Origin of the sequence: Thalassospira sp. A40-3, assembly GCF_015871485.1 — a bacterium.
Taxonomy (GTDB): Bacteria; Pseudomonadota; Alphaproteobacteria; order Rhodospirillales; family Thalassospiraceae; genus Thalassospira; species Thalassospira tepidiphila.
Genome location: NZ_CP065428.1, coordinates 2,604,804 through 2,628,322, shown reverse-complemented (window position 1 = coordinate 2,628,322; position 23,519 = coordinate 2,604,804). Strand labels below are relative to the sequence as shown.

At 55.4% G+C, this 23,519-nt stretch carries 25 protein-coding genes; 11 read left to right on the top strand and 14 right to left on the bottom strand.

Annotation, left to right across the window (positions count from 1 at the left end; translation table 11 throughout):
* Positions 1 to 21 precede the first annotated feature (21 nt).
* Both IT893_RS12045 and IT893_RS12040 read left to right on the top strand, forming a co-directional pair.
* The gene (locus IT893_RS12045) at positions 22 to 336 is read left to right on the top strand and encodes an acylphosphatase (protein ID WP_063087058.1); all 315 of its coding nucleotides are present in this window, start codon (positions 22 to 24) and stop codon (positions 334 to 336) included.
* Positions 337 to 507: 171 nt separating this feature from the next.
* Complete coding sequence (locus IT893_RS12040) at positions 508 to 1,359, top strand: 5'-nucleotidase, lipoprotein e(P4) family (RefSeq protein ID WP_197145324.1); 852 nt, start codon at positions 508 to 510, stop codon at positions 1,357 to 1,359.
* A 57-nt stretch (positions 1,360 to 1,416) separates the two neighbouring features.
* On the opposite strand, the gene IT893_RS12035 is transcribed toward IT893_RS12040, so the two are convergent.
* The 4 genes from IT893_RS12035 to IT893_RS12020 form a co-directional block, all read right to left on the bottom strand.
* Positions 1,417 to 2,166 (bottom strand): DUF4336 domain-containing protein, encoded by a 750-nt coding sequence (locus IT893_RS12035; protein WP_197145323.1) that lies wholly within the window; start codon positions 2,164 to 2,166, stop codon positions 1,417 to 1,419.
* A gap of 41 nt (positions 2,167 to 2,207) precedes the next feature.
* Positions 2,208 to 3,620: an FAD-binding oxidoreductase gene (locus IT893_RS12030; protein ID WP_197145322.1), complete on the bottom strand. Its 1,413-nt coding sequence runs from the start codon at positions 3,618 to 3,620 to the stop codon at positions 2,208 to 2,210.
* A gap of 12 nt (positions 3,621 to 3,632) precedes the next feature.
* A complete protein-coding gene (locus IT893_RS12025) occupies positions 3,633 to 4,628 on the bottom strand; it encodes an L-threonylcarbamoyladenylate synthase (RefSeq protein ID WP_197145321.1) in 996 nt (331 codons plus the stop codon).
* A 133-nt stretch (positions 4,629 to 4,761) separates the two neighbouring features.
* Positions 4,762 to 6,333, bottom strand: a complete 1,572-nt coding sequence (locus IT893_RS12020; protein ID WP_197145320.1) for a hypothetical protein — start codon at positions 6,331 to 6,333, stop codon at positions 4,762 to 4,764.
* 268 nt (positions 6,334 to 6,601) lie between these two features.
* Here IT893_RS12020 and IT893_RS20240 point away from each other — a divergent pair, with 268 nt between their 5' ends.
* Positions 6,602 to 6,730, top strand: a complete 129-nt coding sequence (locus IT893_RS20240; RefSeq protein ID WP_256430626.1) for a hypothetical protein — start codon at positions 6,602 to 6,604, stop codon at positions 6,728 to 6,730.
* A gap of 28 nt (positions 6,731 to 6,758) precedes the next feature.
* On the opposite strand, the gene cysQ is transcribed toward IT893_RS20240, so the two are convergent.
* The 3 genes from cysQ to ftrA all read right to left on the bottom strand — a co-directional run bounded on the left by cysQ (position 6,759) and on the right by ftrA (position 9,233).
* Positions 6,759 to 7,574 (bottom strand): 3'(2'),5'-bisphosphate nucleotidase CysQ, encoded by an 816-nt coding sequence (gene cysQ, locus IT893_RS12015; protein WP_197145319.1) that lies wholly within the window; start codon positions 7,572 to 7,574, stop codon positions 6,759 to 6,761.
* A 95-nt stretch (positions 7,575 to 7,669) separates the two neighbouring features.
* Positions 7,670 to 8,056, bottom strand: a complete 387-nt coding sequence (locus IT893_RS12010; protein ID WP_197145318.1) for a DUF2750 domain-containing protein — start codon at positions 8,054 to 8,056, stop codon at positions 7,670 to 7,672.
* A 163-nt stretch (positions 8,057 to 8,219) separates the two neighbouring features.
* A complete protein-coding gene (gene ftrA, locus IT893_RS12005; protein WP_197145317.1) occupies positions 8,220 to 9,233 on the bottom strand; it encodes a transcriptional regulator FtrA in 1,014 nt (337 codons plus the stop codon).
* Between the two features lie 105 nt (positions 9,234 to 9,338).
* Here ftrA and IT893_RS12000 point away from each other — a divergent pair, with 105 nt between their 5' ends.
* Positions 9,339 to 9,740, top strand: coding sequence for a rhodanese-like domain-containing protein (locus tag IT893_RS12000; protein WP_197145316.1), 402 nt, complete (start codon positions 9,339 to 9,341; stop codon positions 9,738 to 9,740).
* Positions 9,741 to 9,813: 73 nt separating this feature from the next.
* Positions 9,814 to 10,317 (top strand): GNAT family N-acetyltransferase, encoded by a 504-nt coding sequence (locus IT893_RS11995; protein ID WP_197145315.1) that lies wholly within the window; start codon positions 9,814 to 9,816, stop codon positions 10,315 to 10,317.
* Here the strand turns inward: IT893_RS11995 and amrB are convergent.
* Both amrB and IT893_RS11985 read right to left on the bottom strand, forming a co-directional pair.
* Positions 10,276 to 11,739, bottom strand: a complete 1,464-nt coding sequence (amrB, locus tag IT893_RS11990; protein WP_197145314.1) for an AmmeMemoRadiSam system protein B — start codon at positions 11,737 to 11,739, stop codon at positions 10,276 to 10,278. The two genes, IT893_RS11995 and amrB, sit on opposite strands and share 42 nt — an antisense overlap.
* The gene (locus IT893_RS11985; protein WP_197145313.1) at positions 11,736 to 12,242 is read right to left on the bottom strand and encodes a hypothetical protein; all 507 of its coding nucleotides are present in this window, start codon (positions 12,240 to 12,242) and stop codon (positions 11,736 to 11,738) included. Before IT893_RS11985 ends, amrB begins: the two co-directional genes overlap by 4 nt.
* Before the next feature lie 117 nt (positions 12,243 to 12,359).
* Here IT893_RS11985 and amrS point away from each other — a divergent pair, with 117 nt between their 5' ends.
* The 3 genes from amrS to IT893_RS11970 all read left to right on the top strand — a co-directional run bounded on the left by amrS (position 12,360) and on the right by IT893_RS11970 (position 14,482).
* Positions 12,360 to 13,457: an AmmeMemoRadiSam system radical SAM enzyme gene (amrS, locus tag IT893_RS11980; RefSeq protein ID WP_197145312.1), complete on the top strand. Its 1,098-nt coding sequence runs from the start codon at positions 12,360 to 12,362 to the stop codon at positions 13,455 to 13,457.
* 49 nt (positions 13,458 to 13,506) lie between these two features.
* Positions 13,507 to 13,905 carry a cupin domain-containing protein gene (locus IT893_RS11975; RefSeq protein ID WP_197145311.1) on the top strand — a complete coding sequence of 133 codons (399 nt, stop codon included), beginning with the start codon at positions 13,507 to 13,509 and terminating at the stop codon, positions 13,903 to 13,905.
* 112 nt (positions 13,906 to 14,017) lie between these two features.
* Complete coding sequence (locus IT893_RS11970) at positions 14,018 to 14,482, top strand: GNAT family N-acetyltransferase (RefSeq protein ID WP_197145310.1); 465 nt, start codon at positions 14,018 to 14,020, stop codon at positions 14,480 to 14,482.
* 11 nt (positions 14,483 to 14,493) lie between these two features.
* Here the strand turns inward: IT893_RS11970 and IT893_RS11965 are convergent, their stop codons facing one another.
* A complete protein-coding gene (locus tag IT893_RS11965) occupies positions 14,494 to 15,726 on the bottom strand; it encodes an NnrS family protein (RefSeq protein WP_197145309.1) in 1,233 nt (410 codons plus the stop codon).
* Between the two features lie 245 nt (positions 15,727 to 15,971).
* On the opposite strand from IT893_RS11965, the gene IT893_RS11960 reads away from it, so the two are divergent.
* Together IT893_RS11960 and IT893_RS11955 are read left to right on the top strand one after the other, a co-directional pair.
* Positions 15,972 to 17,441, top strand: coding sequence for a leucyl aminopeptidase (locus IT893_RS11960; protein ID WP_197145308.1), 1,470 nt, complete (start codon positions 15,972 to 15,974; stop codon positions 17,439 to 17,441).
* 85 nt (positions 17,442 to 17,526) lie between these two features.
* On the top strand, positions 17,527 to 17,982 hold the full coding sequence (locus IT893_RS11955) for a DNA polymerase III subunit chi (protein ID WP_063087092.1): 456 nt from the start codon (positions 17,527 to 17,529) through the stop codon (positions 17,980 to 17,982).
* Positions 17,983 to 18,015: 33 nt separating this feature from the next.
* Here IT893_RS11955 and IT893_RS11950 read toward each other — a convergent pair whose 3' ends face one another.
* Positions 18,016 to 18,681, bottom strand: coding sequence for a GNAT family N-acetyltransferase (locus tag IT893_RS11950; protein ID WP_197145307.1), 666 nt, complete (start codon positions 18,679 to 18,681; stop codon positions 18,016 to 18,018).
* Between the two features lie 40 nt (positions 18,682 to 18,721).
* Positions 18,722 to 19,684, bottom strand: a complete 963-nt coding sequence (locus tag IT893_RS11945) for a homocysteine S-methyltransferase family protein (protein ID WP_063087078.1) — start codon at positions 19,682 to 19,684, stop codon at positions 18,722 to 18,724.
* Between the two features lie 235 nt (positions 19,685 to 19,919).
* On the opposite strand from IT893_RS11945, the gene IT893_RS11940 reads away from it, so the two are divergent.
* A complete protein-coding gene (locus IT893_RS11940; protein ID WP_063087079.1) occupies positions 19,920 to 20,567 on the top strand; it encodes a TetR/AcrR family transcriptional regulator in 648 nt (215 codons plus the stop codon).
* A gap of 65 nt (positions 20,568 to 20,632) precedes the next feature.
* Here IT893_RS11940 and IT893_RS11935 read toward each other — a convergent pair whose 3' ends face one another.
* Entirely contained in the window at positions 20,633 to 21,250 is a 618-nt protein-coding gene (locus IT893_RS11935) for a hypothetical protein (RefSeq protein WP_063087080.1), read from the bottom strand.
* 30 nt (positions 21,251 to 21,280) lie between these two features.
* Positions 21,281 to 23,506, bottom strand: coding sequence for a protein-arginine deiminase family protein (locus IT893_RS11930; RefSeq protein WP_063087081.1), 2,226 nt, complete (start codon positions 23,504 to 23,506; stop codon positions 21,281 to 21,283).
* Positions 23,507 to 23,519 lie beyond the last annotated feature (13 nt).

The window sequence follows — 23,519 nt, the reverse complement described above, 5'->3', positions numbered from 1 at the left end:
GACAAGGGAGGAGGCCCGATCATGACCGATACAAGCCCCGACCCGTCAACGGGGGATGGCAACATCGCCGTCCATGCCCGGATCGAAGGCCGGGTGCAGGGTGTGTGGTATCGCGCCTGGACCGTCGAAGAAGCCCGCAAACGCGATCTGACCGGCTGGGTGCGCAATCGCAATGATGGCTCGGTCGAGGCGGTGTTTTGTGGCCCGGCCAAGGTGGTGCAATCCATGATCACCGCCTGCCACGATGGCCCGACCCATGCGCGCGTTGATCGCATCCATGAAGAACCAGCACTCGAAGACGGGTTTGCCACGTTTGAAAAGCGCCCAACCGCCTGAAACAGAGCGTGCTCCAAGGCGTTGGCGGCTTTGTTAAACCGATTGCAAAAGCCTTTTTCCAATTGATTCGGGAAAAAGGCTTTTTCTTTATCGCACTGCGGTGGCATGGTTATGAAATCCTGACTGCATGGTCAGACGCAATGCGTCGGGAAATCAACAGGGAGACTACACATGACCTTTATCGCAAAATCATTTGGCGTTGCTGCCATTGTTGCGACCAGTGCGCTTTGCGCATTCGGCGCACAGGCCGAGCCGGAACAGAATGACGGCCTGAACGGCACACTGTGGTTGCAAACCTCGGTCGAATACAAAACGACCGCCATGTCGGTCTATGCTGGCGCGACCCGTTTGCTTGATGCCGCCATTGGCGATCACAGCTGGACCGCTGCGCTTGAGCAGGACGGCAACTATATGACCAAGCCGCCGGCAGTCATTCTGGACGTTGATGAAACCGTTCTGGATAACTCCGCCTATCAGGCATGGGTTGTTACCGACAAAACCCATTACAGCTCCAAAACCTGGGCGGCGTTTGTGCATGACATGATTTCCACCCCGACCCCGGGCGCGCTGGAATTCACCAAGGCGGCCGCTGCACGCGGTGTTGAAGTCTTCTATGTCTCGAACCGCAAGGCCCCGGAAGAAGAACCCACCATCGAAAACCTCAAGAAATATGGCTTCCCGTACGCTGATGAAAAGCATGTCATGCTGCGTGGCGAAGTCGAAGAATGGGGCTCGAACAAAACCCCGCGCCGGGCGGCTGTCGCTGAAGACTACCGTGTGATCATGCAGTTTGGGGACAATTTCGGTGACTTCACCGACGAAATCGATGGCTCGATTGCTGAACGTCTCGAAGTCATGGAAAAATACGGTAATTACTGGGGCGAACGCTGGTTCATGCTCCCGAACCCGAGCTACGGCTCATGGGAAGAAGCAGCCTTCGGTGGCGACTGGGGCAAGTCGGGCGATGAACGCCGCCAGGACAAACTCAATGCCATGACCCCGTGGGCAGGCCCGGCCGAGTAATCCTTGCCGACAACTTACGTTAAAGGGCGTCCCGACCGGGGCGCCCTTGCATTTTTACTATTTCAACACCCAGGAAAAGGCCCGCTCAAGCTCCGCCACGGCATTGGTGTCGTAACACCGCCCATGCGCCAGAACGACATAGTCCGGTTTCCAGTCAATCATGGTCAGGACCGCCTTACGCACGCTGTCCTTGTATCCGGCAAAGGTCAGGCGCATGTCACGTGGCGTGCTGCCATGCGGGTCCATGGAGCCAAACAGCCTGACCATAAACCGCCAGATCGGGCTTTTGATTTTAGGCGCTTCGAAATTTTCGATCAGGTCGGTCAGGATCAGGGTTTTGGACGTGGGATGGAAAAACACCGCCTCGTTCAAATAACTGCCGCGCACCAGAACTTGCTCAATCTCATCGGCCCATTCTTGTTCTGGCGTATCGGCAAGCTCCGCATCAAAATTGACCGCAATCCCGACCGACTTGGCGCGTTTGGTCACACCGGGTGCACAGAACGCCTTTGCATCCGGATAGGCCTTTTGCCAATCGGGGACACCGGCGTAATGGATGGTGTTGGGCGCAATCAGATAGGCAACCGCGCCCAGCGCATCGACCTCGGCCTTAAGCGTTTCATTGAGCCGGATCGGCGAATGGACAAACAGTTTACCGCTTTGAAGGCGGATGATTGTCATGCGGGTCGGGAAGGGCAACTTAAGCCCGGCATACTGAAACCCGATCACCGGACCATCAAAGATCCAGACATTCTCGGCAATCGGTTTTGCGTGATCAAGCGGGCCATAGGTCTCGACAGAGAACATGGGGCGGTCTTCCATCTTTAAGGCGGCGGCGACCGTGGCGATTATACAACCTTGCCCGGATTAAGCCTGCCATCTGGATCAATTGCCGCCTTGATGGCGTGCAGCAATTTCAGTTTTTCCACACTGGCATAATGCGCCAGCTTATCGCGTTTAAGCTGCCCGATGCCGTGTTCGGCACTGATCGATCCGCCAAGCTCGGCAACAATGTCGTGAATGACACTGTTCAGGCTTTCCCACTGCCCAAGATAGGCTTGCTTGTCCATGGTGGCGGGCTGGGTAAAGTTGAAATGGATGTTGCCATCGCCGACATGGCCAAACGGGCAGGGGCGAATGCCGGGTATCAGTGCATCCGCACTCGCCATGCCGCGTTTCAAAAGCTCGGCAACCTTTGAAACCGGTACCGATACATCATGCTTGATCGATCCGCCTTCATAGCCTTGTGCCTCGGGGATGCCTTCGCGGATCGCCCACAGGTTTTTGCGCTGGGCTTCGGACTGGGCAAGGGTGGCATCGGTCGCAAGCCCGATCTCAACCGCCTGCGCCAACAGATCGACTAGAACTGTTTCCAGATCATCCTTCGGGCGCGACGATGTCAGCTCGATCAAGACATGCCAGTTCGTCTTGGTCGCAAGCGGGCGTGTCAGGCCCTTCAAATAGGTCACCGACAGATCATGGGCAAAACTGCTGATCAACTCAAACGCCGCAATCGCATCGCCGGTATGGCGGCGCGCAAGTGCGAGAAGATCAATCGCACATTCCGGCGACGGCACGGCAATCCAGGCGGTGGCGATGTGTTTTGGCTGGGCAAAAAGTTTTAGCGTCGCCTTGGTGATAATGCCAAGCGTGCCTTCCGCACCGATAAACAGATCGCGCAGGTCATAACCGGTATTGTCCTTGCGAAGCTTCGATAGCCCGTTCCATACCGTGCCATCGGGCAACACGACCTCAAGCCCAAGACAAAGATCGCGCGCATTGCCATAGCGAATAACGTTCAAGCCACCGGCATTGGTCGCAAGGTTGCCGCCAATCTGGCATGTCCCCTCGGCGCCCAGCGACAGCGGGAAAAGCAAATCCTGCTTTTCGGCGGCTTCCTGAATGTTTTGCAGGATCGCACCGGCCTCGACAGTTGCGGTAAAATCACGCCCGTCAATCTCGATGACGCGGTTCATGCGTTTGAGGTTGATCAGAACCTGTTTGCTATCGGCAACCGCACCGCCGCAGCGCCCGGTATTGCCGCCTTGCGGGACAATCGCGATGTCATGTGCGGCACAAATGGCAACTGCCTTGGCGACTTCCTCGGTACTGGCCGGAAACAGGATGATTTCGGCATGGCCTTCAAACTTGCCGCGTGCCTCTGTGTTGTGGGCGGCCAGAACGTCGCTTTCCATGCTGAAACCTTTGGGGCCCAGCAGGTCCTTTAATTGGTCAATCGCAGCTTCTGGCAGGAACGACATGGCGCTGTTCCTTTACGTGGCATCATGCGGCGCACGCGGGGCGCTCGCGCGTTTCAGGCGGTCATTGATCGCAATGCCCAGGCCGTGATCCGGGATCGGTGCAATCGCAATCCCGGCAAAGTGGCTCTGATCGGCTTCATGCAGCTTGGCAAACAGATTGGCGGCGGCCTCGATATCATTGCCCGATTTCGAGAGCCAAAGCACCGCATCAAATCCCTTGGTATTGCAATCGCCAAAACCAAGCAGGACCTCATGGCCATATTTCGCCGGATCGGCGGTGGTGGCGTCAAGCCGCACGGGAAGACCTGGCGCATAATGGCTGGTCATCATGCCGGGGCTTTTGGGTGCGGTATCATCGCTTTCCGCCATGACAACATCCGTACCCAGCAGTTCTGAAACCTGATCGGCGGTCACACCGCCGGGGCGAAGCATCACCACCCGATCCGTGGTCAGGTCAATTACCGTGCTTTCAAGCCCGACACCGCACGGCCCACCATCGAGGATCATGCCAATCGCATTACCCAGCGACTGCGCAACATGGGCGGCGGTGGTCGGGCTGATCTTGCCAGACCGGTTGGCGGACGGGGCCGCGACCGGGCGACCCACCGCACGCAACAATTCACGCGCCATCGGATGGGCCGGAACCCGCACGGCAATGCTGGGAAGGCCTGCTGTGACCAGATCACAGACATCACTATCGGCTTGGCGCGGCAAAACCAGCGTCAACGCACCCGGCCAAAATGCCGCGGCCAGCTTATCGGCCCGCGCATCAAACACCGCATGCTTGGCCGCCGCATCGCGGTCGGGAAAATGGCTGATCAGCGGATTAAAGCTTGGCCGTTTTTTGGCGGCATAAATCCCCGCCACCGCATCGGCATTGGTTGCGTCCGCCCCAAGCCCATATACAGTCTCGGTCGGAAAGGCCACCAGCTCGCCGGCGCGCAGCTTCGCTGCTGCCTGACTAAGGGCACCTTCGGAATAGGGACGGATGGTAAGGGCTGGCGACATGCAACAAACTCTGAAAATACAAGCTACTCAAATACCTAGCGATGATGCAGTGCCATGACAAGGAAGATTGCAGAATAGTTCGATAGCTGGGATTGCATGCTGGTCTCTGATTTGAGGTGCTCTGCATCTGATATTAGTTTTGGACTTTTTCGATCTGCGCCCAGTAGTAACCGCCAGAAACTACCTCGATTTTCTCGATTTTGAATTCTTCGCTGGCTTTGACAAGGCCAATAGCAGGTGCGTTCTTCCATCCGCTGGTGAAGGAAAAGCGGATCCGGTCTGAACGCAGATTGATGTTCATCGCCGCTTTAAGGGTGTCGCCCGTTTGAGGAATGCTTGTTTTGTCCTGGCTGTCAAATGTCATCTCTCCCCAGCGGGAACCAAAATTGGTACCAAGATAGACCCAACCGGATTGGGTGGGCGAGACGGATTTCGGCTCGTCCGGCTTCATCTCTGGGATCGGTTGGTCAAGCAATACGCGTTGCTCACGAACAACGGCATCATAATCTGAACTGCGCAGTTCATCGCCTTTTTGCGTAAGTGTCTCGACAATCCGTTGATCTTGCAGTTGGGACAGTATGAGTTCTGCATTGATTGCAGTGTTGCGGTTATCCAAGAGCATCACGTCCGCAATCTTGTCGTAGTCATATGCACTAAGCTCGTTTCTGAGCTCCGCCTGGGAGCCGCTGCCGCGGTTGAGTATTTCAAAAATCAAATTCGTAAGGTGACTATAAAATTCGGTTTCATCCAACTCAGAGAACAGAGTTTCCTTTGCGCTCTTCATTGCGGCAACTGATGGAGAGCCTTGGTCAGCAAGTGCGAAGATAGCTTCGCGCTGGATCGCTGAATTTGAAGAAAGCAACGCGGCAAGATTTTCGTCAGTGGTTTTTGTTTGGGGCGTTGCTAGTAGTGTCGAAGGCGTTTTGGTTTGCGCCAACGCAGATGAAATTACCCAGCTCGAACTGGTACCTACAAAATGCTGCTGCTCTAAGGCCTGCGGATCAGTTGCGTCCGATAACATGCCGCATTGCCGATAATTGATCGGCTCATCTATACCTTGTTTGAAGATATAGGCCAAAGCAGGATCATCTTCCTGGAACTGAATGGTGAGGAATACTTCTTCGTGCTTGGCGGAGCTATTATTTCTGTTTCTGAGCAACGCTTCTTGGAACAATTCGCCTGCAATATAGGTCGCTGTACTTAACTGCTTATTATCCTTGGAGTAGAATGTTGTTAGTGCAACGCAGTTTCCTTTCAGTTCGGCTTCACTGATCCGGAACTGATAGGTTTGATTAACAAGAATCCAAGCGCCAAGGATTTTGCTGCTACCAAGGCTTTCTAAGCTAATTGCGTTGATTTTTTCAGGGAATTTTCCCTGAAGATATCCGTGGACAGAGTTTTCGCCTTGGCTATCTGGCGGACTTATCTGAAACCACAGCATAGCAATAAGGATGCCTGTTCCCGCGCCGCCCGCCACATTGATGCTCTTGATCTTGCCGCTCATCTGAAAACCAAGACCAGCAAATATCAGTCCGATCCCCGAAGAAAGCATGAAAACGAATGCTGTGTAGGGGAACATGTTTTGCCAATAGGCAACAATGCTACCTATCAAAATTGCAATTCCCAGCGCAACACTCAGCAGGGCTTGCCAAATCGGTTGATGGACTTCTTTTAACTCTGCGGGATCAGGATTAGGCGGCATCATAGTTCCCCGTTTACAACGGTACTTGCAACGCTCAAATGCGTTCAATAAGTATGATCTAATCAACCTTTGATTGTCAATTGAGTACCCGGTCTGGGAAAACTAGGCTGCATGCTTAAATTGAGATGCCCAAAAAGCGCAGAGCCGCCATGAAAATGGCGGCTCCAATTTACGCTCTAGCCCGGTTTCGCCCCGCGGTGGTGAAATCGGACCGCGTCGCCGTGATTCCGGCGGCTATTTACGTCACCTACACTCTGTGTGGCGATAAGGAATGGATAGCGCAAAACGTCCTGAAAGTCAAGAAAACTGCGGGGTGGAGCAGTTTCAAGCTTTCCCGAAAAATGCCGGTCTGATTGGTGTTGCAGCGCGGGATCGGCAAGCTTTTGATGCGGCTTTGTAATTCGCTTTTGATCCCGCTTTGCGAAGGATCAGTTCTCGTATTTGACCGGCACCGATGGGCTGCGCGCAATAAAGAACGGGTTGCGGAAATCGGCCTTGCCATAAACGAATCCTGATCCGTCCATATTTTCAACCACGCCGCCTGCCGCCGCCAGAACGGCATGACCCGCCCCGATGTCCCATTCCATGGTCGGGCCAAGGCGGGGATAAAGATCGGCTTCACCGGCCGCGACCAGACAAAGCTTGAGCGAGCTTCCCGCCGGACGCAGTTCCTTGACGGCAAGATCCCCCAGAAAGGCTTTCATCGCCTCGGGATCGCCGTGTGACCGCGATCCGACAACGACAACGCCGTCCTCGGGCATCTCGCGCACCGAAATCGCGGTGATTTTGGGGGCAACGTCGCCTTCGATCAGTTTCGCACCATCCGGCCCGCCATAATAAAGCTTGTCGATTGCCGGGGCATAGACCACGCCCAGAACCGGCTTTCCTTTGGCAATCAGGGCCACATTGACCGTGAATTCGCCATTGCGCTTGATGAATTCCTTGGTGCCGTCCAGCGGATCAACCAGCCAGAAGAAATCGGTCTCCGCGTTCACATCGGGCACATCGCCCTTGGCAGCACTTTCCTCGGACACGATTTTGATATCGGGAGTAAGCGCGCGAAGACCCGGCAGGATCACGGCCTCTGCTGCTTCATCGGCCTCGGTCACCGGGCTGGCATCATCCTTGGACCGGACTTCGAAATCGGTCTGATAGATTGCCATCATCGCCGCCCCGGCCTTGCGGGCAATTTCAATCAGTCCGTTTTCAAGGGCATCGGCATTGGCGGGCAGGGCAACGGTCATGGCAATCTCGTTTCAAGGGATAAAATCAACTATCCCACGGGAATAGGGAATTTTGCCCGTAACGTCCAGTCCGGCCTTGTAACGCGCACGTGTTTTCAGCTTTGCGTGCCAAACCGTTCGTCCATGACGTCCTTAAGGGCTGCCATGATATCATCGCTGAGCTGGTCAAGGGTGACGACGATGGCCGGTTTGGCCGGGGTCGGGCAGATGCCGGCCATGACCTCTTCGGCGCGCCATTGCATCATCACGCTTTCGGTCAGTTCAACCAGCGTAATCGCACTTGGTACATGGTCGCTCTGGATGCTGGCGGCAAAGCTTTTGGCTTCATCGCGGGTGGCAAAGATCGGGCAGTATTTCTCGCCGGTTGCGGTTGTTTGCAGCAACCAGCCATTATGATAAAGCGCCCAAACGCCTTCCCATTCGGCGACTTCGTGAATGAAGTCGGCGTAGCGCGTGTCAATCTGTGTGCTGCTTGCCATCATCTTTAATCCTGTTGGTTCCAAAAGCCGTGCGGGCGGATATTCTTCGATAAAGCCCCACACGGGACAAACCGCTTGGCGCGCATATGTGGGGACGTGTGATCCATTGCAAGGCCTGCTTTACGTTTCAGGCGGGGCAGCGACCCTTCTTTTTATGATGTTGCGATCAAGCCGATTGTCGCAGCTTGAAACGGTTGCGATAGCTCGCAGGTGGCGTTCCGGCGATATCGCGAAAGGCAATGCGAAATGTCTCAAGCGATTGAAACCCGCATTGCTCGGCAATGTCGACCAGCGCAAGGTCGGTTTCCTCAAGCAGTTTCATCGATCGGATGATGCGTTCCCGGCGCAACCATTTTAGTGGCGACAGGCCGGTGCCATCTCGGAACCGGCGCAGGAAAGTGCGCTGGCTCAAACCCGATTGCCGTGAAAGGTCATTGATTTCAATTGGCTGATCAAGGTTCTCCCGCGCCCAATCCAAAACCGCCGCAATCGATTTGCCGGGGCGTTCCTGAATAGGGGCCTCGACATATTGCGCCTGTCCGCCATCGCGATGCGGCGGCATGACAAGCCGTCTGGCCACTGTATTGGTTACCTGCGCGCCATGGTCGGAGCGGATCACATGCAGGCAGGCATCAATCCCCGCACTGCTGCCAGCAGACGTAATGATGTTGTCGTGATCAACATAAAGCACATCATCGACAATTTCGGTCTTCGGGAACATCGCGCGGAATTTATCGATATAACACCAGTGCGTCGTGGCCCGGCCATTTTGTAATATCCCGGCATGGGCCAGAACAAACACGCCCGAACAGATCGTGACGATCCGGCATCCGCGCGCATGTGCCTTTAAAATGGCATCGCGCAATGCCGGTTCGGGCTCCGCATCCGCCCCGCGCCAGCCCGGAATGATGATGGTGTCCGCCTCATCCAAAAGCTCCATCCCGGCATCAACCGCGACAGAAAAGCCCCCCATGGCACGAATATGCGGATCAACCCCGGCAACGGAGCACCGATACCACGGGAAATCAAATTCCGGCCGCGGCAGGGAAAAGATCTCAAGCGCGATGCCGAACTCAAAAGTGCAAAGCCCGTCATAGGCCAGAACCACCACATGATGATTGGGCACATGATGATTGGGTTCGTGTGGCTGGGTACCGGCATGTTGGGGGCTTTGGGGCATCCGTCGTCACTTTGGCGAAAAATTACTGAATAATGGCATTTTGGTCACTTTTGCAAAATCGGGCAAGGCCTAATATCGGCGTCATCAATTTGATGGAGATCGAACATGACCAGCTACATTAACGAAGTCCCGCCTGCCCCGTCCCACATTGCGCGTGCGCATTTCGACGCCATGTTGGCGTTTGAAACCGATTGCTGGGATACCCACGCATCGCTTCAGGCGGGTGCGGATGATTTCATTCTTCTCGATGTGCGCTCGCCGGCCCTTTATGAAAGCGGCCATATCGAAGGTGCATTGAACCTGCCGCATGGCAAGATGACCGAACGCCGCATGGCAGAATACCCGACCGGCAAGACCTTTGTTGTCTATTGCGCCGGTCCGCATTGCAATGGTGCTAACAAGGCGGCCTGTCGTCTTTCGGCTCTTGGTCTTCCGGTCAAACTGATGATCGGCGGCATCACTGGCTGGATCGATGAAGGCTTCAGCCTTGTGACCGGCAAGGATTGATGATGATGCCCCGCCGGTGATCGCGTCCGGCGGGGTATTTCCATTTTGCCGATGGACGAAAAGGTAAAACTGCGTGCCACACGACACTGTCATAAGGCCGGTTCAGCCCGGCGATCTGGATGCGCTGATCAATCTGATCGCCGATCATGCGGCCTATGAACGTGCGACCGTTGACCGGGAAAATCTCCGCTCCGCATTGCCAAAACATATCTTTGGTGATGCTGCGCGGGCCCTCATCCTCGTTGCCGATCGGGCGGGGGACATGATCGGCTATCTGTCTGCCGCGCGCGAGTTCTCGACATGGAACGCCGCGAACTATCTGCATATGGATTGTTTGTATCTGGCGCCAACGTGCCGCGGGGACGGGATCGGGGGCCTGCTGATGAAGGCTGCTGCGCGCTATGCCGCCGATCGTGACCTTGGCTGGATGGAATGGCAAACACCCGATTGGAACACGGGGGCCATCCGGTTTTATGAACGCCTTGGCGCGGTGGCAAAATCAAAATTCCGCTTTTCCCTGGCGGTCAAAGACCTCTCAGCGGGCGAACCAGAACCCGCTTGCCTGGATATGGCGTGACGATATCCCGCGCGTGATAAACCGCTCGGCCCGCATATTGGGTGACCAGTGATCCATCGGAAGTCCCGCCTTGCGCTTAAGCTGTGCCAGAAAGTCTCTCGGATCGGGCAACTGATCCCAAACTTGCGGCAGGAACAAGCCCCGCCGATTGCCATCAGACAAAATAATCCCGTCCTCGAACGGTGTCAGTTTGCCGATCAAATCGGCCTCGCTGTCAAACGGGAACGGTGTTGGTGGCGACAGGACAGAAATCGAGAGCTCCAGATCATCATTGATCTCATCGCGGCCGAGCCCGGCAAAGCGCGGATCGCGAAACGCTGCCTTGAACGCATTCTCGCACAGATCGGTTGCCAGCGGCGCATGGGCCATGATCGACCCGATGCAGCCCCGCAACTGTCCGGCTTTCTTAAGCGTGACAAAACAGGCCCCCGGTGCCGCAAGTGCCGGGCCAAACTCATTTGGCGAAACCTGCAACGGTGCCCCGGTCTCGATCCCATGCAGGATCGATCGCCGACACAGGCCCAGCATCTCCGCCCCATGCGTCTTGATCAGATGTTCGGTCGCCTTGGTAAAGTCATCCTCGCCGTCGCCCTGCATATTCTTAGCCTTCGCGTCATAAACCGCCCATGCACCATAGCCGACAACGCGCGACTTATCGCCCGTTACATCGCCGGAATTGCGCATGCCAAGCGTCTTGATCCGCATACCCCGATTGCGTGCGGCAATCAGCATCCCGGCGACGGGCAACGCGCCACAGGCATCGCTGGTATCAATGTTCTCGGCATCGAAATTCTCGATCATCGTCCGGGTGCGGTTGTCCATGCGTTGGGCGGTGTCATAATCATGGAAATGCGACAGATCCGATGAAATCACGATCAGGGTTTCCGGCCCGCCCCAAAGCTTCTCGATCACCTCATGCACCTGCCGCGGGCTGCACCGGCTGACCAGAAGCGGCACAATGCCGATGTCAGCACCCTCGCCAAACAGGCGCTGGATAAACGGCAATTCGATCTCAAGCCCGTGCTCAAGTGTGTGGGCGTCATCCAGCATCTGAACATGCGGCAACGCCAGTGCTTTTTGCAGTGCCGGAAGGTCGCAGCGCATATTGCCAAGTGGCGTCGCAAACTGATCAGCACGCGCCAATGCAATCCCCTGAAACGCCATACGATGCGCCGGGCCAATGATCACAATGCGTTGGATGGTATCCTTCAGCGCCCGCACCGTGGCAAAGGCAAGGGCCGCAATCGCACCGGAAAACATCAATCCCGCATGCGGCACAATGATCGCCTTGGGCGACGCATCCCCCGACACAGCATCCGAATGCAAGGCCGCATCCATCAGCCCGTCAATCTCGCTGCGCAAGATGTCGGCATCGGCCGGATAAAACGTCCCGGCAACAGCAGGCGGGCGGATGATGGTCATAGCCTTCCTTTGACGTACTTAAAAACCTTTTGAAGCAATGTTTCCGAGGTATGTCGAACACGCGGATTCAAGTTGGTCCAATCGTACCACGTATAGTGATACTCACCCTGATGGACGTGGAACTTATTGCCGCAGCTTGTACATTCGCATTTATAGTCCGCGGTCCAATTTTGGGCGTCTTCTAGTTTATCAGTGATAACAACAAAGCCTTTGTCAGCTTCTTTATTCGGGTTGAAAAACATGTTGTTAGGATAAAGTTCGCATTGGCAACCGGCAGCTTCTTTGATGAATCTTAATTTCTCCAGCGCGAAATTCAGGTGGTAAGAATTGGATAACAAACCAGGGCCACCATCTTTGAAAACGTGTTTTGTCTCTTTTCTTATCTTTTTCAAGTGTTCTGAAATTTTACGGAGCTCATCTTCGTCACGTAACTCCCTAATCGCGTTACTGGCCAACCAAACTTTTTTCGGGTCGCCGGAAAGGAAACTTCCTAAAATATCCAATGTTTTGGTCCGAAGTTATATGGTCATCGCATCAGGAGCTTTCTCTGCTATCTTTTGAAAAAGATAGCGATCAGGACTAGATTTTCAAAGAGGAAGCTTTGCATTGGGAAAAAGCTGATGACTGATCCCGCAATCAACACCGACACCGTGCCCGGACGTTACTGGCACCATCTCGATGATGGCCGCATTCAGTGCGATGTCTGCCCGCGCTTTTGCAAGTTAAAGGACGGGCAGCGGGGCTTGTGTTTTGTCCGGGCCCGGCAAGGCGATCAGATGGTGTTGACGACGTGGGGTCGATCCTCGGGCTTTTGCATTGATCCGATCGAGAAAAAGCCGCTCAATCACTTTTTGCCCGGCACCCCGATCCTGTCGTTTGGCACGGCGGGCTGTAATCTGACCTGCAAGTTCTGCCAGAATTACGAAATCTCCAAAGCGCGCGAGATGGACAAGCTTTCCTCGCTCGCCACCCCTGAAATGATCGCCAAAACCGCCAAGGCGCATGGCTGCTCGGCGGTGGCATTTACCTATAATGATCCGGTGATCTTCCTTGAATATGCCGTCGATGTCGCCATTGCCTGCCGCGAAATGGGCTTGCGCACCGTGGCGGTTACCGCGGGTTACATTGGCGACAAGGCGCGCGAGGAGTTCTTCCGCCACATGGATGCCGCCAATGTCGATCTGAAGGGGTTTACGGATCGCTTTTATCATCAGCTATGCTCGGCGCATCTGGGTGACGTTCTGGAAACGCTTACATATCTGCGCCACGAAACCGGGGTCTGGATGGAACTGACCAACCTTGTCATCCCGGGCGAGAATGATGGCGACGCGGAATTTCACGAAATGACGTCATGGGTGCATGATGAACTTGGCCCCGATGTGCCGATGCATTTTTCGGCCTTTCATCCCGACTGGAAAATGATGGATACGCCCCGCACCCCGCCGGAAACACTGGTGCGTGCGCGCAAGATCGCCATGGAAAACGGCATTCGTTATGCCTATGTCGGCAATGTTCATGACAAAACCCACAGCAGCACCTTTTGCCACGGCTGCGGGGACATCCTGATTGGCCGTGACTGGTATCAGCTTTCTGACTGGAACCTTGATGCGCAGGGGGCTTGCAAAAGCTGTGGTACACATTGTGCCGGTGTGTTTCAGGCCAAACCCGGAGCATGGGGCCCCAAACGCCAACCGGTCCGCTTGATGGCCGGCAACTAAGCAGTCAGAGCCAACAAGACTTCAGCCATAATTCCACAGGGAGAACGTCATGGAAATCAAACGCGCCGGATCGCAGGCCTCAACGGTCGGATCCCCGGAATATTTCACCGGACAGGTTCGCATCGAACCGATCATCAGTGCGACTGATCCTGCCCGTGTGGCCGCCGCCAATGTGACGTTCGAGCCGGGCGCACGCACCACATGGCATACCCATCCGCTGGGCCAGACCATTATCGTCACCGCCGGATTTGGCCGTGCGCAGCGCGCAGGCGGCCCGATTGAGGAAATCCGTCCCGGCGATATCGTCTGGTTTGAACCGGGTGAAAAACACTGGCACGGGGCCGGTCCCGAAACCGCGATGACCCATATCGCTATTCAGGAAAAGCTCAATGGCTCCCCGGTCGATTGGTTGGAGCCCGTGACGGATGCGGATTATCTCGGCCAATAAGTATGCGGGGTGATCGTTTTGGCTGGCATTTTTTACTGGCACTACGGCGTCACATCGCTAAATTGCCGCACAGTTTGACGTGGTTGGAAAGAAAGCACACGCAGTGGCCGGGATGAAAATTCGCAAAGCCCGTTTGGGCGATGTAGGGGCAATTTTTGCCATCCGAAGCCGCGTGCGTGAAAACCACCTTTCCGCCTCCGAACTGGCCGAACGCGGCATCACCAAGGCCGCCTTTGGCAAATGGTTGGAACAGGGATACGGCATCTGGCTTGCCGATCTCGATGGCTCTGCCGCGGGCTTCGCCATTGCCATCCCCAAGGAAGCAACACTGTGGGCGCTGTTTGTCGATCCGGAATTTGAAGGCCGCGGGGTGGGGGCGGCATTGCTGCGCACCGCCGAAGACTGGCTGTTTGCCAAGGGATGTAATGACATCTCGCTTACCACCGGGGCCAATCCGGAAAACCGCGCGCACGGCTTTTATGAAAGCCACGGCTGGCACTCCACCGGCGATATCGAAAACGACGAAGTCGAATACATCAAATCCAACCCGTCGCTTTCACTGTTTGATTTTGGCTAGGTCGCCTTGCTTTACCGCACCGGAATGCCGCGCGTTTTCTTTTGGCTCGGTCCCAGCAACACTGGCGCATAACCCATCAAAAACGCCAGCCACCCGCCAATCCACATCAGGGTCGCAATTGCCAGAATAGTGACATAGCCCGATCCGGCAAAACCAACCATGACACGCAATACGGTCGAAACCCAGATAAGCCCAAACGCACTGTTCAAGGCCCAACCTGCGCGCACTTCACGCCCGGTATGACCAAGGGCGGCCCGCCCGGCAATGGCAATGATCATGCAACTCATCGCCCCGCCGGTAAGCGCATGCAGGGCATCGCGGCTGCTCATAACATCAGGCCAAAGGATCGCAACACCAAGCAGGACAAGCCCGGCAGGCACCCAGAAATAGCCAAGATGCAGCATGATCACGATCGGTTCGCGCCAGCTATGCACGCCGCGCCATCGCATCAAACGGATGGCATGTGCAATCCCGGAAAACAGCAACACAGAACCGGCAATCATCCCCGCCGGATCAAGGATCACGGCAACGATGCCAAGCGCAATGCTGGCCAGACACACCATGTCAAATCGGCCAAACATGCTGGGCATCGGGGCATTGATCTGTTCGCGCTGCATCCAGTTGCGTGTAAAGGCGGGGATGACCCGTCCGCCGATCAAGCCGATCAGCAAGATGATCGCGAGAATCGCCGTTTGATACAGCATGGCCGGATCAAGGGCGATGACATCAAGGCAGGCGGCGACAAACAATCCGTCAAACAGCGCGATCATGGAAATGACGGCCAGAACCCGCATATTGCGGTAATTCCGCGCAGCTACCAGTTCGCGTACACCAAGGGCAAGCAGGAAGATGAAATAAACCAGCGCCCCGACAATCGTCAAAGCCGGGTCCAAATGTTCGCCAAACCCAATCGCCAGCCGCCCGATCAGCCAGCTTGTGGTTAACGCCATTAACATGGCACCGGAAATCGGTGGGCGACTTGTCCAGTTGGCAATCGCGGTCAGCAAGAACCCCCCGATGGCCGCCCCGCCAAATCCGAAAATCATTTCATGGGCATGCCACCATGATCCTGTTCCCAGACTGGGTGTTGCAATGCCATGCACAAAGCCCGCCACCCACCAGACAACAGCCACGATGGCCAGCACCCCGGCCAGCAGGAAAAGCGGGCGAAAAGCCCCGGTCCAGAACGGATGTGTGGCCCTCTGTGGTTCGGTAATCGAAATCGGCGCGGTTCGACCAGCCATGACATACCTCCGGAATGTTGGAATGCGTCATAGTAGCGATCAAACCTGATCGCGCCTTGATGTTGCGCAATTCGTCGGTAGGGCGTTTTGTCGGGTTGGTGTTGCCTTTGCGTGAAATCCCGCACCTTTTTGAACGATAAGCCTTTTCAACCGCGTTTAACGCGCTAGATTAGGAACAGTATTTTGAAGCGCGGTTGCTTGATAAGGGCCGCGCGCCCCGAAACATGACAGGAGTCCTGTTCACCATGAAGATCACGTTTTCCGATCTCGCCATTCCGAAAACCGGTGCCGTTATCGCCTTCGCGACCGAAGGTGCCGATCTGATGCCCAGTGCCGTCGCACTTGATGAGGCAACCGGGGGTGCGATCACCAAGGCGATCAAGGCGTCGACCTTCAAGGGTAAGTCGGGCCAAAGCCTGCAGGTCCTTGCACCGGCCAATGTCGATCTGTCGCGCGTGATCATTTTCGGGATCGGCAAGGAAGCCGAATTTGACGTGATTGCAGCCCAGAAACTTGGTGGTTCCGTCACCGCACGCGCGCTTTCCACCGGCGAGAAAGAGCTTTCCGTTCTGTTTGATATGGAAAACCTCGCCTGTGATTTCGCAACCGGTGCGATGCTGCGCGATTATCGTTTCGATAAATACCGCACGACCGAGACCAAGGAAGACAAGCCGGTCCTGAAGGCGTTCGATATCGCCACCCGCGATCACAAGGACGCCAAGAAACAGTTTGAAAGTGCCAAAAAGGTCGTCGAAGGCGTGTTCTTCACCCGCGATCTGGTGTCTGAACCGGCCAATATTCTTTATCCGGAAAGCTTCGCCAAGGAAGTCTCAGCCCTTGAAAAACTCGGGGTCGAGATTGACGTCCTTGACGAAAAGGAAATGAAGAAGCTTGGCATGGGCGCGCTTTTGGGTGTTGCAATGGGTTCGGCCCGCAAACCGGCCATGGTCGTGATGCGCTGGAACGGTGGCAAGAAAAAGGACGCACCGATTGCCTTCGTGGGCAAGGGTGTGACCTTTGATACCGGCGGTATTTCGATCAAACCGGCTGCCGGCATGGAAGACATGAAGTGGGATATGGGCGGTGCCGGTGTGGTTTCCGGCCTGATGAAGGCACTCGCCGGTCGTAAGGCGAAATGCAACGTGGTTGCGGTGCTTGGCCTTGTTGAAAACATGCCGTCCTCGACCGCACAGCGACCGGGCGATGTTGTGACCTCGATGTCCGGTCAGACGATCGAAGTCATCAATACCGACGCCGAAGGCCGTCTGGTTCTGTGTGATGCGCTGACCTATGTGCAGGAAAAATACGATCCGCGTCTGATTGTTGACCTTGCGACCCTGACGGGCGCTGTCATCATCGCCCTTGGTCATGAAAATGCTGGTCTGTTTTCCAACAATGATGATCTGGCGACCCAGATCACCACGGCGGGTCTTTCGGTGGATGAAGGCGTCTGGCGTCTGCCGCTGTCGCCGGCCTATGACAAGCAGCTTAAATCCGACATTGCTGACATGAAAAACGTCGGCGGTCGCCCGGCCGGTTCGATCACCGCCGCTCAGTTCCTCAAACGCTTTATCACCAAGGATCGCCCGTGGGCGCATCTTGATATCGCCGCCATGGCCTGGTCGACGTCTGACAAGGAAGTCGTGCCAAAAGGTGGCACCGGCTTTGGTGTGCGTCTGCTTGATCGCTTTGTCGCCGATAACTACGAGTCCTGATTTCAGGAACGCATAACTGAATAAAAGACGGGGCAGGGTGATGATCATCTTGCCCCGTTTTTGCTTTCGCGATACTCAATTGGCTATGGCTGATATCTGGTTTTACCATCTCACCAGCATGCCGCTGGAACGGGCCTTGCCCACGCTGCTCTCCAAAACGCTGGAGCGCGAAAAGCGTGCTGTGGTGATGACCGGTGTCGAAGAACGGGTCGAGGCGATCAATACCCTGCTTTGGACCTATGACGCCGCAAGCTGGTTGCCCCATGGCTCCAAATCCGACGGCGATGCCGAAATGCAGCCGGTCTGGCTGACGGCCGAGGATGAAAATCCCAACAATGCCCAGTTCCTGTTCCTGACCGACCGCGCCATGAGCGACAAGGTGGGGGACTATGAACGCGTCATCATGCTGTTTGATGATCGCGATCACGATGCGGTTTCTGAAGCCCGCACGCGCTGGAAAGACTGGAAAGACGCCGGACACAAACTGTCCTACTGGCAGCAAACCCCGCAAGGGTCGTGGGAAAAAAAGGCCGAAAGCTGAGTGCTTCCGGCCTTTGTTGTTTCAAGGTTCTGTTCAGATTTCCTTGATCAATAACACCCAGTTCTGACCACGATTTTCCCAACCTTCCTTGACCATCGGGCGTTGGGCACAGGCCACAAAGCCTTGGCGTTGGTAAAGGCGAATGGCGTCGGGATTGCCATCCGATGCAATCAGGCTGACAGTCTTTTTACCAGCATGCCGGGCATTGGCCTCGGCCCGTGCAAGCAATGCCGATCCAATCCCCTGATCGCGGTGGGCTGGAAAAACGGCAAGAACATTGATGTACCAACTTCCCGGTGCCAGACTTTCAAGTTCAAGGATCGGTACGAATATCGCCGGGATATCCGCCGGGTCAAACGGCTCTGGTTGATCAGGTTGGGCATAATCGACAAGTGCCGCAACGGTTTCACCATGACGGACGGCAAGGGTGGTGTTGCGATATGAAAATCCGCCTTCATCACGTTGTGCGCGTCTGCGCCCGACATCAAAGGCCGTCTCGCTGCCTTCTGCCATGCCTTGCCACAAATAGACCGGCAAACCTTCACCGGCGATATTGATCAGCTGGGCCATCGCATCGGCATCCGATTTGGTCGCCCTGACAAAGCTTGTGACCGGTTGCGGGTGGCGTGGATGGCGCGGGTGGCTTGGATGGGCGGCACCCTTACGTGCCGCCCGTTCCAGTACGGGTTCTGCAATCATTGCTCGTATCCTGTTTTTTTTGGGTTTTCGTGTTTGGTTCTTAGGCGCCTGCTGCCAAAAGGCGCGGCAGGGCATGTTTGGTCATGGCCGCAACATGGCGATGGTCTGTGCCGCAACAGCCGCCAATCACCGCCAGATTGGGCAGCAGATCAACCAGATCGTGATAAAGCTGCCCCAGTTCATCCGGATCGCCATCATCAAGATGCGTGCTGGCATCAAGTTCGGCGTGGCTTTGGCGCGATGCATTGGCCCGTACACCACAAATGCGCGTTTTCCAGTCGCCGCTTTCTTCCAGTCGGTCGCGGAAATGATCCGGGTGGGCGCAATTGATCATGTAATAGGCCGGGTAAGCCCCGGTCTCGGCATCAACCATGGCAATCGCATCACGGATGGTCTCGCCGCTGGGCAGGTTGCCATCGGTTTCAACCGTGAACGAAATGACACAAGGAATATCAACATCGCGGCAGGCAAGGGCGATGCCGATGGCTTCCTCGGGATAGTTGATGGTCACGACCGACACCATATCGACCCCCGCCTTGGCAAAGGTAACGATCTGCGGGGCGTGATAGGCGCGCGCCTGATTGATCGTCATCCGGTCTGATGGCACATATCCGTCACCGCGCGGTCCGATATTGCCGCTGATCAGGCAGGGTGTAGCATCCGAATGATAACGATCGCGAAGCTCCGCCATCAGGGCAATGGCCTTGCGGTTGATATCGGCCAGATCATCCACGTCATAACCGATCCGGGCCCCCCAGTCGCGATTGGCGCGCCATGTCGGGCTTTCAAGGATAAATCCGGCTTCGGCCTGTTTGGCCAGATCAAGGTAACGTTCGTAATAGGCGGTGATACGCGCACAGCCCGCATCCGTTTTCAAAAGGTCAAACGATGCAAAATGCGGAAGATCAATCCCGTCATGAAAGATCAGGGTGGTTTCAAGACCACCATCGGTGATGAATTTTACCTTTCCGTGGTGCGGAAGGGGCAGATTGCCTGTGCTCATGGGTCCAAATTTCAGTTTTGGGTTTCAAAATTTCTACCGCGGGGGTATGTAATCGCGGATCGGAAATCTCGCCCTGATTGAGTTTTGCATCTAGTAGGCACACGGTCAGGTTTTTCAGATTTTCAAAAATATATTCAAAACAGATACTTATGGGTTGTCCGGTGTTTTTCGGCGCGGCCGTGGCGGCCTTTGACGACGAAAAACTGTACCGGCGGTAGGGTAAGCGAGGGTTGAGATGGAAAAACTGACAATCACCGACACATTCGGTGGCCCCAAACGCAAGGGCGAACGCACGCGCGAACGCATTCTGGAAATCGCATCGCAGGCGGTTCTGGAAAAGGGGTTCGGTGCGACCTCGATCGAGGAAATCATTTGCGAAGCCGGTCTGACCAAAAGCGGGTTTTTCTATCATTTCTCCGACAAGAACGAACTCGCCCGCGCGCTTTTGCAACGCTATATCGAACAGGATGACGAAATCCTCGATCAGGTGTTTGATCGCGCCCGCGAACTGGTCGACGATCCGCTGCATCAATTGCTGGCAGCGCTTAAAATGCTGGCCGAGGTGCTTGAAGATCTGCCCAACGGTCATCCGGGCTGCATCGTTGCGGTTTATTGCTATCAGGAACGGCTGTTTGACAAGGAAGTCCGCGATCTCAACCGCCATGCCGTTCTGGCCTGGCGCACCCGGTTCCGCGCGATCCTTGATGATATCGCCGACCAATATCAGACGACAGAACCGGTCGACCTCGAACAAGTCGCCGACATGATTTCAACCGTGCTCGAAGGCGGCATCGTCATGTCAAAGGCACTCAACGAACCCCGCAAACTCGCCGATCAGGTCATGCTGCTGCGCAGTTTTTTAAAGCTGCTTTTCACCCAGTGATAGAGTGTTCAATAGTAAGGCGTGGGGAAAAAGCAGAAAGCTGATTACGCTGATTTCGTGTGGTATCAAGGCGGCGAGGTCTTGCCGAGGAACTGCCGGAACAGAATTTCAACTAACGCCTTCGTCACGTCGGCTTGCGACAATTTGCCCGCAGCTAATTCATTGATCGCCGGAAAACTGTCTGCGGACAGTTTATAAAGATCCTTCTGAATGGCTGAGGCCCGCACCGGCCAATCAGGGTCAATTTTTGCTAGCGCCAATAGCATTGCGCGGGCCATCTCGTCGGTATTGCCGCCTTTTATGGCGTCCTGAACTTGCGCAAGTTGTTTGGCTTCCGATACGGCAACGTCAAGTGTCGCCAGAAGGTCTGCCAATTCCTTTGCCTGTGTCTGAATGTCGGCAACCGGATAGTTCTGTTCGATGTCACGCAACGGCGCAACAGCATCTGATGTGGCGAAACTTCCCAGATAGGACATGGCACCGCCCAGTTGCCAGCTTTCCCATTTCTTCCACGCGCCGGCCTTTAAATCAGCAATCAGCGGGGCGGCGATGGTGCCGCCATATTTGCGAAATAGCTGATCAATGGCCTTTGCAGCGGGGCGTCTGGTGACGCGGGCTGCTTCGCGCTTGGCAAGGCTTGCGATATCTTTCAGGGCTTGTTGATAGTCGCTTTCTGCGCTCATCGGGGCGCTCCCATTTCATGTGCAATGATATCAGGCATCAACCGCAGTCCACCATTGGCCATACCGCGCATTGCCAAATGCCGTTTGGCCATCATATGGGCTGCGGACCTCGTTGGTGCCGCAGTGAATTTCGCCAAGCATCGTATGATAATCGACCCAATCGTCGATAAAGACGCAAGTTGGACCATTAACGATGGCTGCAAGCTTTTGCTGTAAATCGCGTTCAAACAGATCGTACCCGTGATTGACGTTGTCTGTCAGATCGACAATCCAAGGGCCATATGGCTTGGGAATCATCAAGCGCGTGTTGCCAACAAACATGTTGGGCATGTCGCCGGTCAATGCGCCGCATTGGAAACCGCCATCAACCCCCGGATAGATGTTGAACCCGTCATCATCATCCAGTGCTGTGGGATCTAGCATGTCCAGAAGCGCATAGGGTTCGTCGATGTAATCTTCTGGATAGAAAATGACCGGGACCTTGATGATATCATCATCGGCCAGATCGAACGCCATTTTTAATCGGTCAATATTCTGCGCAATAACGGCCTCTACGCCATGGATATTCCAGTTGCGCAGTTGTTCATAGGTGTAGGATGCACCGGTTTCCGGATGATCCAATGGCGCATTACCGTTGCCAAGAAAGGTATTGATGGTTGCGCCAACTGGCGTGCCGTCAATCTCAAGATCCGTATAATCAAACTGATTGTTCCCGCCGTTCCAAGCCGGGCGTTTAAGCATGTTTGCCGACCCATGTGCACCCTGGGCGGCTGTCAGCAGACGGTATGCCTCGGCTGGGCTTGCGACGAGTAGCTTCCATTTCTTGAATGGATCGGCCGGGTTCGGATCTGGCACAAAGGTCATCATTTCATCAACATGGCCGACATAAAGCCAATCAGTATCAAGAACGATGGGCGCTTGCATGTTTTGTGCAGCCATGAAGTCGCGGCTGCTTCGGTCTACCTGATGCTCCTGGTTATGCCCGTAATAGATCCGTCCAAACCGATAACTGGTCGTCCCGGCAAGGGTGGTCTTTTTGACCGGCGGTGTCACGGCAATATTGCCACCCGAATTTCCCGACACAATATCGTCAGTGCTTCCGGCCGCCGGGTAGAACACGCCGACATCGGCACTCAGGAGACTTTCGAAAACCCAGTTCTGCAATGCACCCCAACGGTGGGTTTTCATGAAAGCGTTCTTCGACAGCGCGGCATTATTGTTTCCCGGCCAGCTGCTGTAACCCGCAACCACAGTGTCGCGCATCCATCGGTCATCGCCAGCCGGCTCGGGTGCGGTCTGACCCGCCGGGGCGTAATCGTCCCAGACATTGCCGTTAAGATACGGGATATCGATTTCCTGTGCATTTTCCGGATCGCCGGGTGTAACCGTGATCGCCGGATTATCAGCACCGGCGGCATTACCAAGCGCGGCTCTGAACAGTTGATTGTCTGATCCGTCATCATTGGTTGCAATGGCAACGTAAAGATCACTAACGGTTTGCAAATGATGATTGCCGATCCACCGAGCAACCATAAGTCTATCTGCATACCAATAGGTGGTGGTGTCCGGTCCAGTGACTTCGGGCTGAATAACGCTGAGGACAAGGCCACATTCACCGTTGGCAAAGTTGCGCCCGGCAAAGCGCACGGCTTCGATTGCATAGATTTTGCTCGCTCCGACATCAGCCGTGGTCGGGCGGGCGAAGCTGTCGGTTTCAGGGCCGATCATCTCGTCGCTGTCTTGCAGCATACCATCAAAGATCCGGATATGCTTCTCAGGTTCGTCATCGGCCAAAGTTTCGCGTATGACCTTAAGCTTAAGCTCCCACGCTGCGGGCACGCCGACTACAGGACCGGCAATGGTGCGGCGTATCTCAATCCGGCCCGTCCCGCTCGCAAGATCATTGTTGCCATTGACCTTATCGTCCTGATTGTCGGCATAACCGGCGGTGATTGTATTGTCATCACGGTTACAATTGACCGGGATAATGGCACCTTGACCATGCACGCCAAAAGTGATTGCGGGTGGCGTGAATTGATTAATGATGCCCGCCCCGTCAACGGCACCGTCGCGATTGCGATCCGTGTGAAGAGTGTAGTAAATGACGGTGAGATCCTTGGCATTTAGTCCGTCGCCATTGACCACAATATTCTGTTCGTCAATCGGCACAAACCCGGCACCATTGACCCGTAAACGCCAGGTTCCGTTGTCGATGGTGAACTCATGGGATTCGGCCACGCCGGGCGTCAGGGTCATGTTGTGCGTTTGC

Bases quoted from the DNA above. Each gene is read 5' to 3' on its own strand.
- IT893_RS12045 (WP_063087058.1), top strand. From the start codon at position 22: ATGACCGATACAAGCCCCGACCCGTCAACGGGGGATGGCAACATCGCC.
- IT893_RS12040 (WP_197145324.1), top strand. From the start codon at position 508: ATGACCTTTATCGCAAAATCATTTGGCGTTGCTGCCATTGTTGCGACC.
- IT893_RS12035 (WP_197145323.1), bottom strand. From the start codon at position 2,166: ATGTTCTCTGTCGAGACCTATGGCCCGCTTGATCACGCAAAACCGATT.
- IT893_RS12030 (WP_197145322.1), bottom strand. From the start codon at position 3,620: ATGTCGTTCCTGCCAGAAGCTGCGATTGACCAATTAAAGGACCTGCTG.
- IT893_RS12025 (WP_197145321.1), bottom strand. From the start codon at position 4,628: ATGTCGCCAGCCCTTACCATCCGTCCCTATTCCGAAGGTGCCCTTAGT.
- IT893_RS12020 (WP_197145320.1), bottom strand. From the start codon at position 6,333: ATGATGCCGCCTAATCCTGATCCCGCAGAGTTAAAAGAAGTCCATCAA.
- IT893_RS20240 (WP_256430626.1), top strand. From the start codon at position 6,602: ATGGATAGCGCAAAACGTCCTGAAAGTCAAGAAAACTGCGGGGTGGAG.
- cysQ (WP_197145319.1), bottom strand. From the start codon at position 7,574: ATGACCGTTGCCCTGCCCGCCAATGCCGATGCCCTTGAAAACGGACTG.
- IT893_RS12010 (WP_197145318.1), bottom strand. From the start codon at position 8,056: ATGATGGCAAGCAGCACACAGATTGACACGCGCTACGCCGACTTCATT.
- ftrA (WP_197145317.1), bottom strand. From the start codon at position 9,233: ATGCCCCAAAGCCCCCAACATGCCGGTACCCAGCCACACGAACCCAAT.
- IT893_RS12000 (WP_197145316.1), top strand. From the start codon at position 9,339: ATGACCAGCTACATTAACGAAGTCCCGCCTGCCCCGTCCCACATTGCG.
- amrB (WP_197145314.1), bottom strand. From the start codon at position 11,739: ATGACCATCATCCGCCCGCCTGCTGTTGCCGGGACGTTTTATCCGGCC.
- amrS (WP_197145312.1), top strand. From the start codon at position 12,360: ATGACTGATCCCGCAATCAACACCGACACCGTGCCCGGACGTTACTGG.
- IT893_RS11975 (WP_197145311.1), top strand. From the start codon at position 13,507: ATGGAAATCAAACGCGCCGGATCGCAGGCCTCAACGGTCGGATCCCCG.
- IT893_RS11970 (WP_197145310.1), top strand. From the start codon at position 14,018: ATGAAAATTCGCAAAGCCCGTTTGGGCGATGTAGGGGCAATTTTTGCC.
- IT893_RS11965 (WP_197145309.1), bottom strand. From the start codon at position 15,726: ATGGCTGGTCGAACCGCGCCGATTTCGATTACCGAACCACAGAGGGCC.
- IT893_RS11960 (WP_197145308.1), top strand. From the start codon at position 15,972: ATGAAGATCACGTTTTCCGATCTCGCCATTCCGAAAACCGGTGCCGTT.
- IT893_RS11955 (WP_063087092.1), top strand. From the start codon at position 17,527: ATGGCTGATATCTGGTTTTACCATCTCACCAGCATGCCGCTGGAACGG.
- IT893_RS11950 (WP_197145307.1), bottom strand. From the start codon at position 18,681: ATGATTGCAGAACCCGTACTGGAACGGGCGGCACGTAAGGGTGCCGCC.
- IT893_RS11945 (WP_063087078.1), bottom strand. From the start codon at position 19,684: ATGAGCACAGGCAATCTGCCCCTTCCGCACCACGGAAAGGTAAAATTC.
- IT893_RS11940 (WP_063087079.1), top strand. From the start codon at position 19,920: ATGGAAAAACTGACAATCACCGACACATTCGGTGGCCCCAAACGCAAG.
- IT893_RS11935 (WP_063087080.1), bottom strand. From the start codon at position 21,250: ATGAGCGCAGAAAGCGACTATCAACAAGCCCTGAAAGATATCGCAAGC.
- IT893_RS11930 (WP_063087081.1), bottom strand. From the start codon at position 23,506: ATGACCCTGACGCCCGGCGTGGCCGAATCCCATGAGTTCACCATCGAC.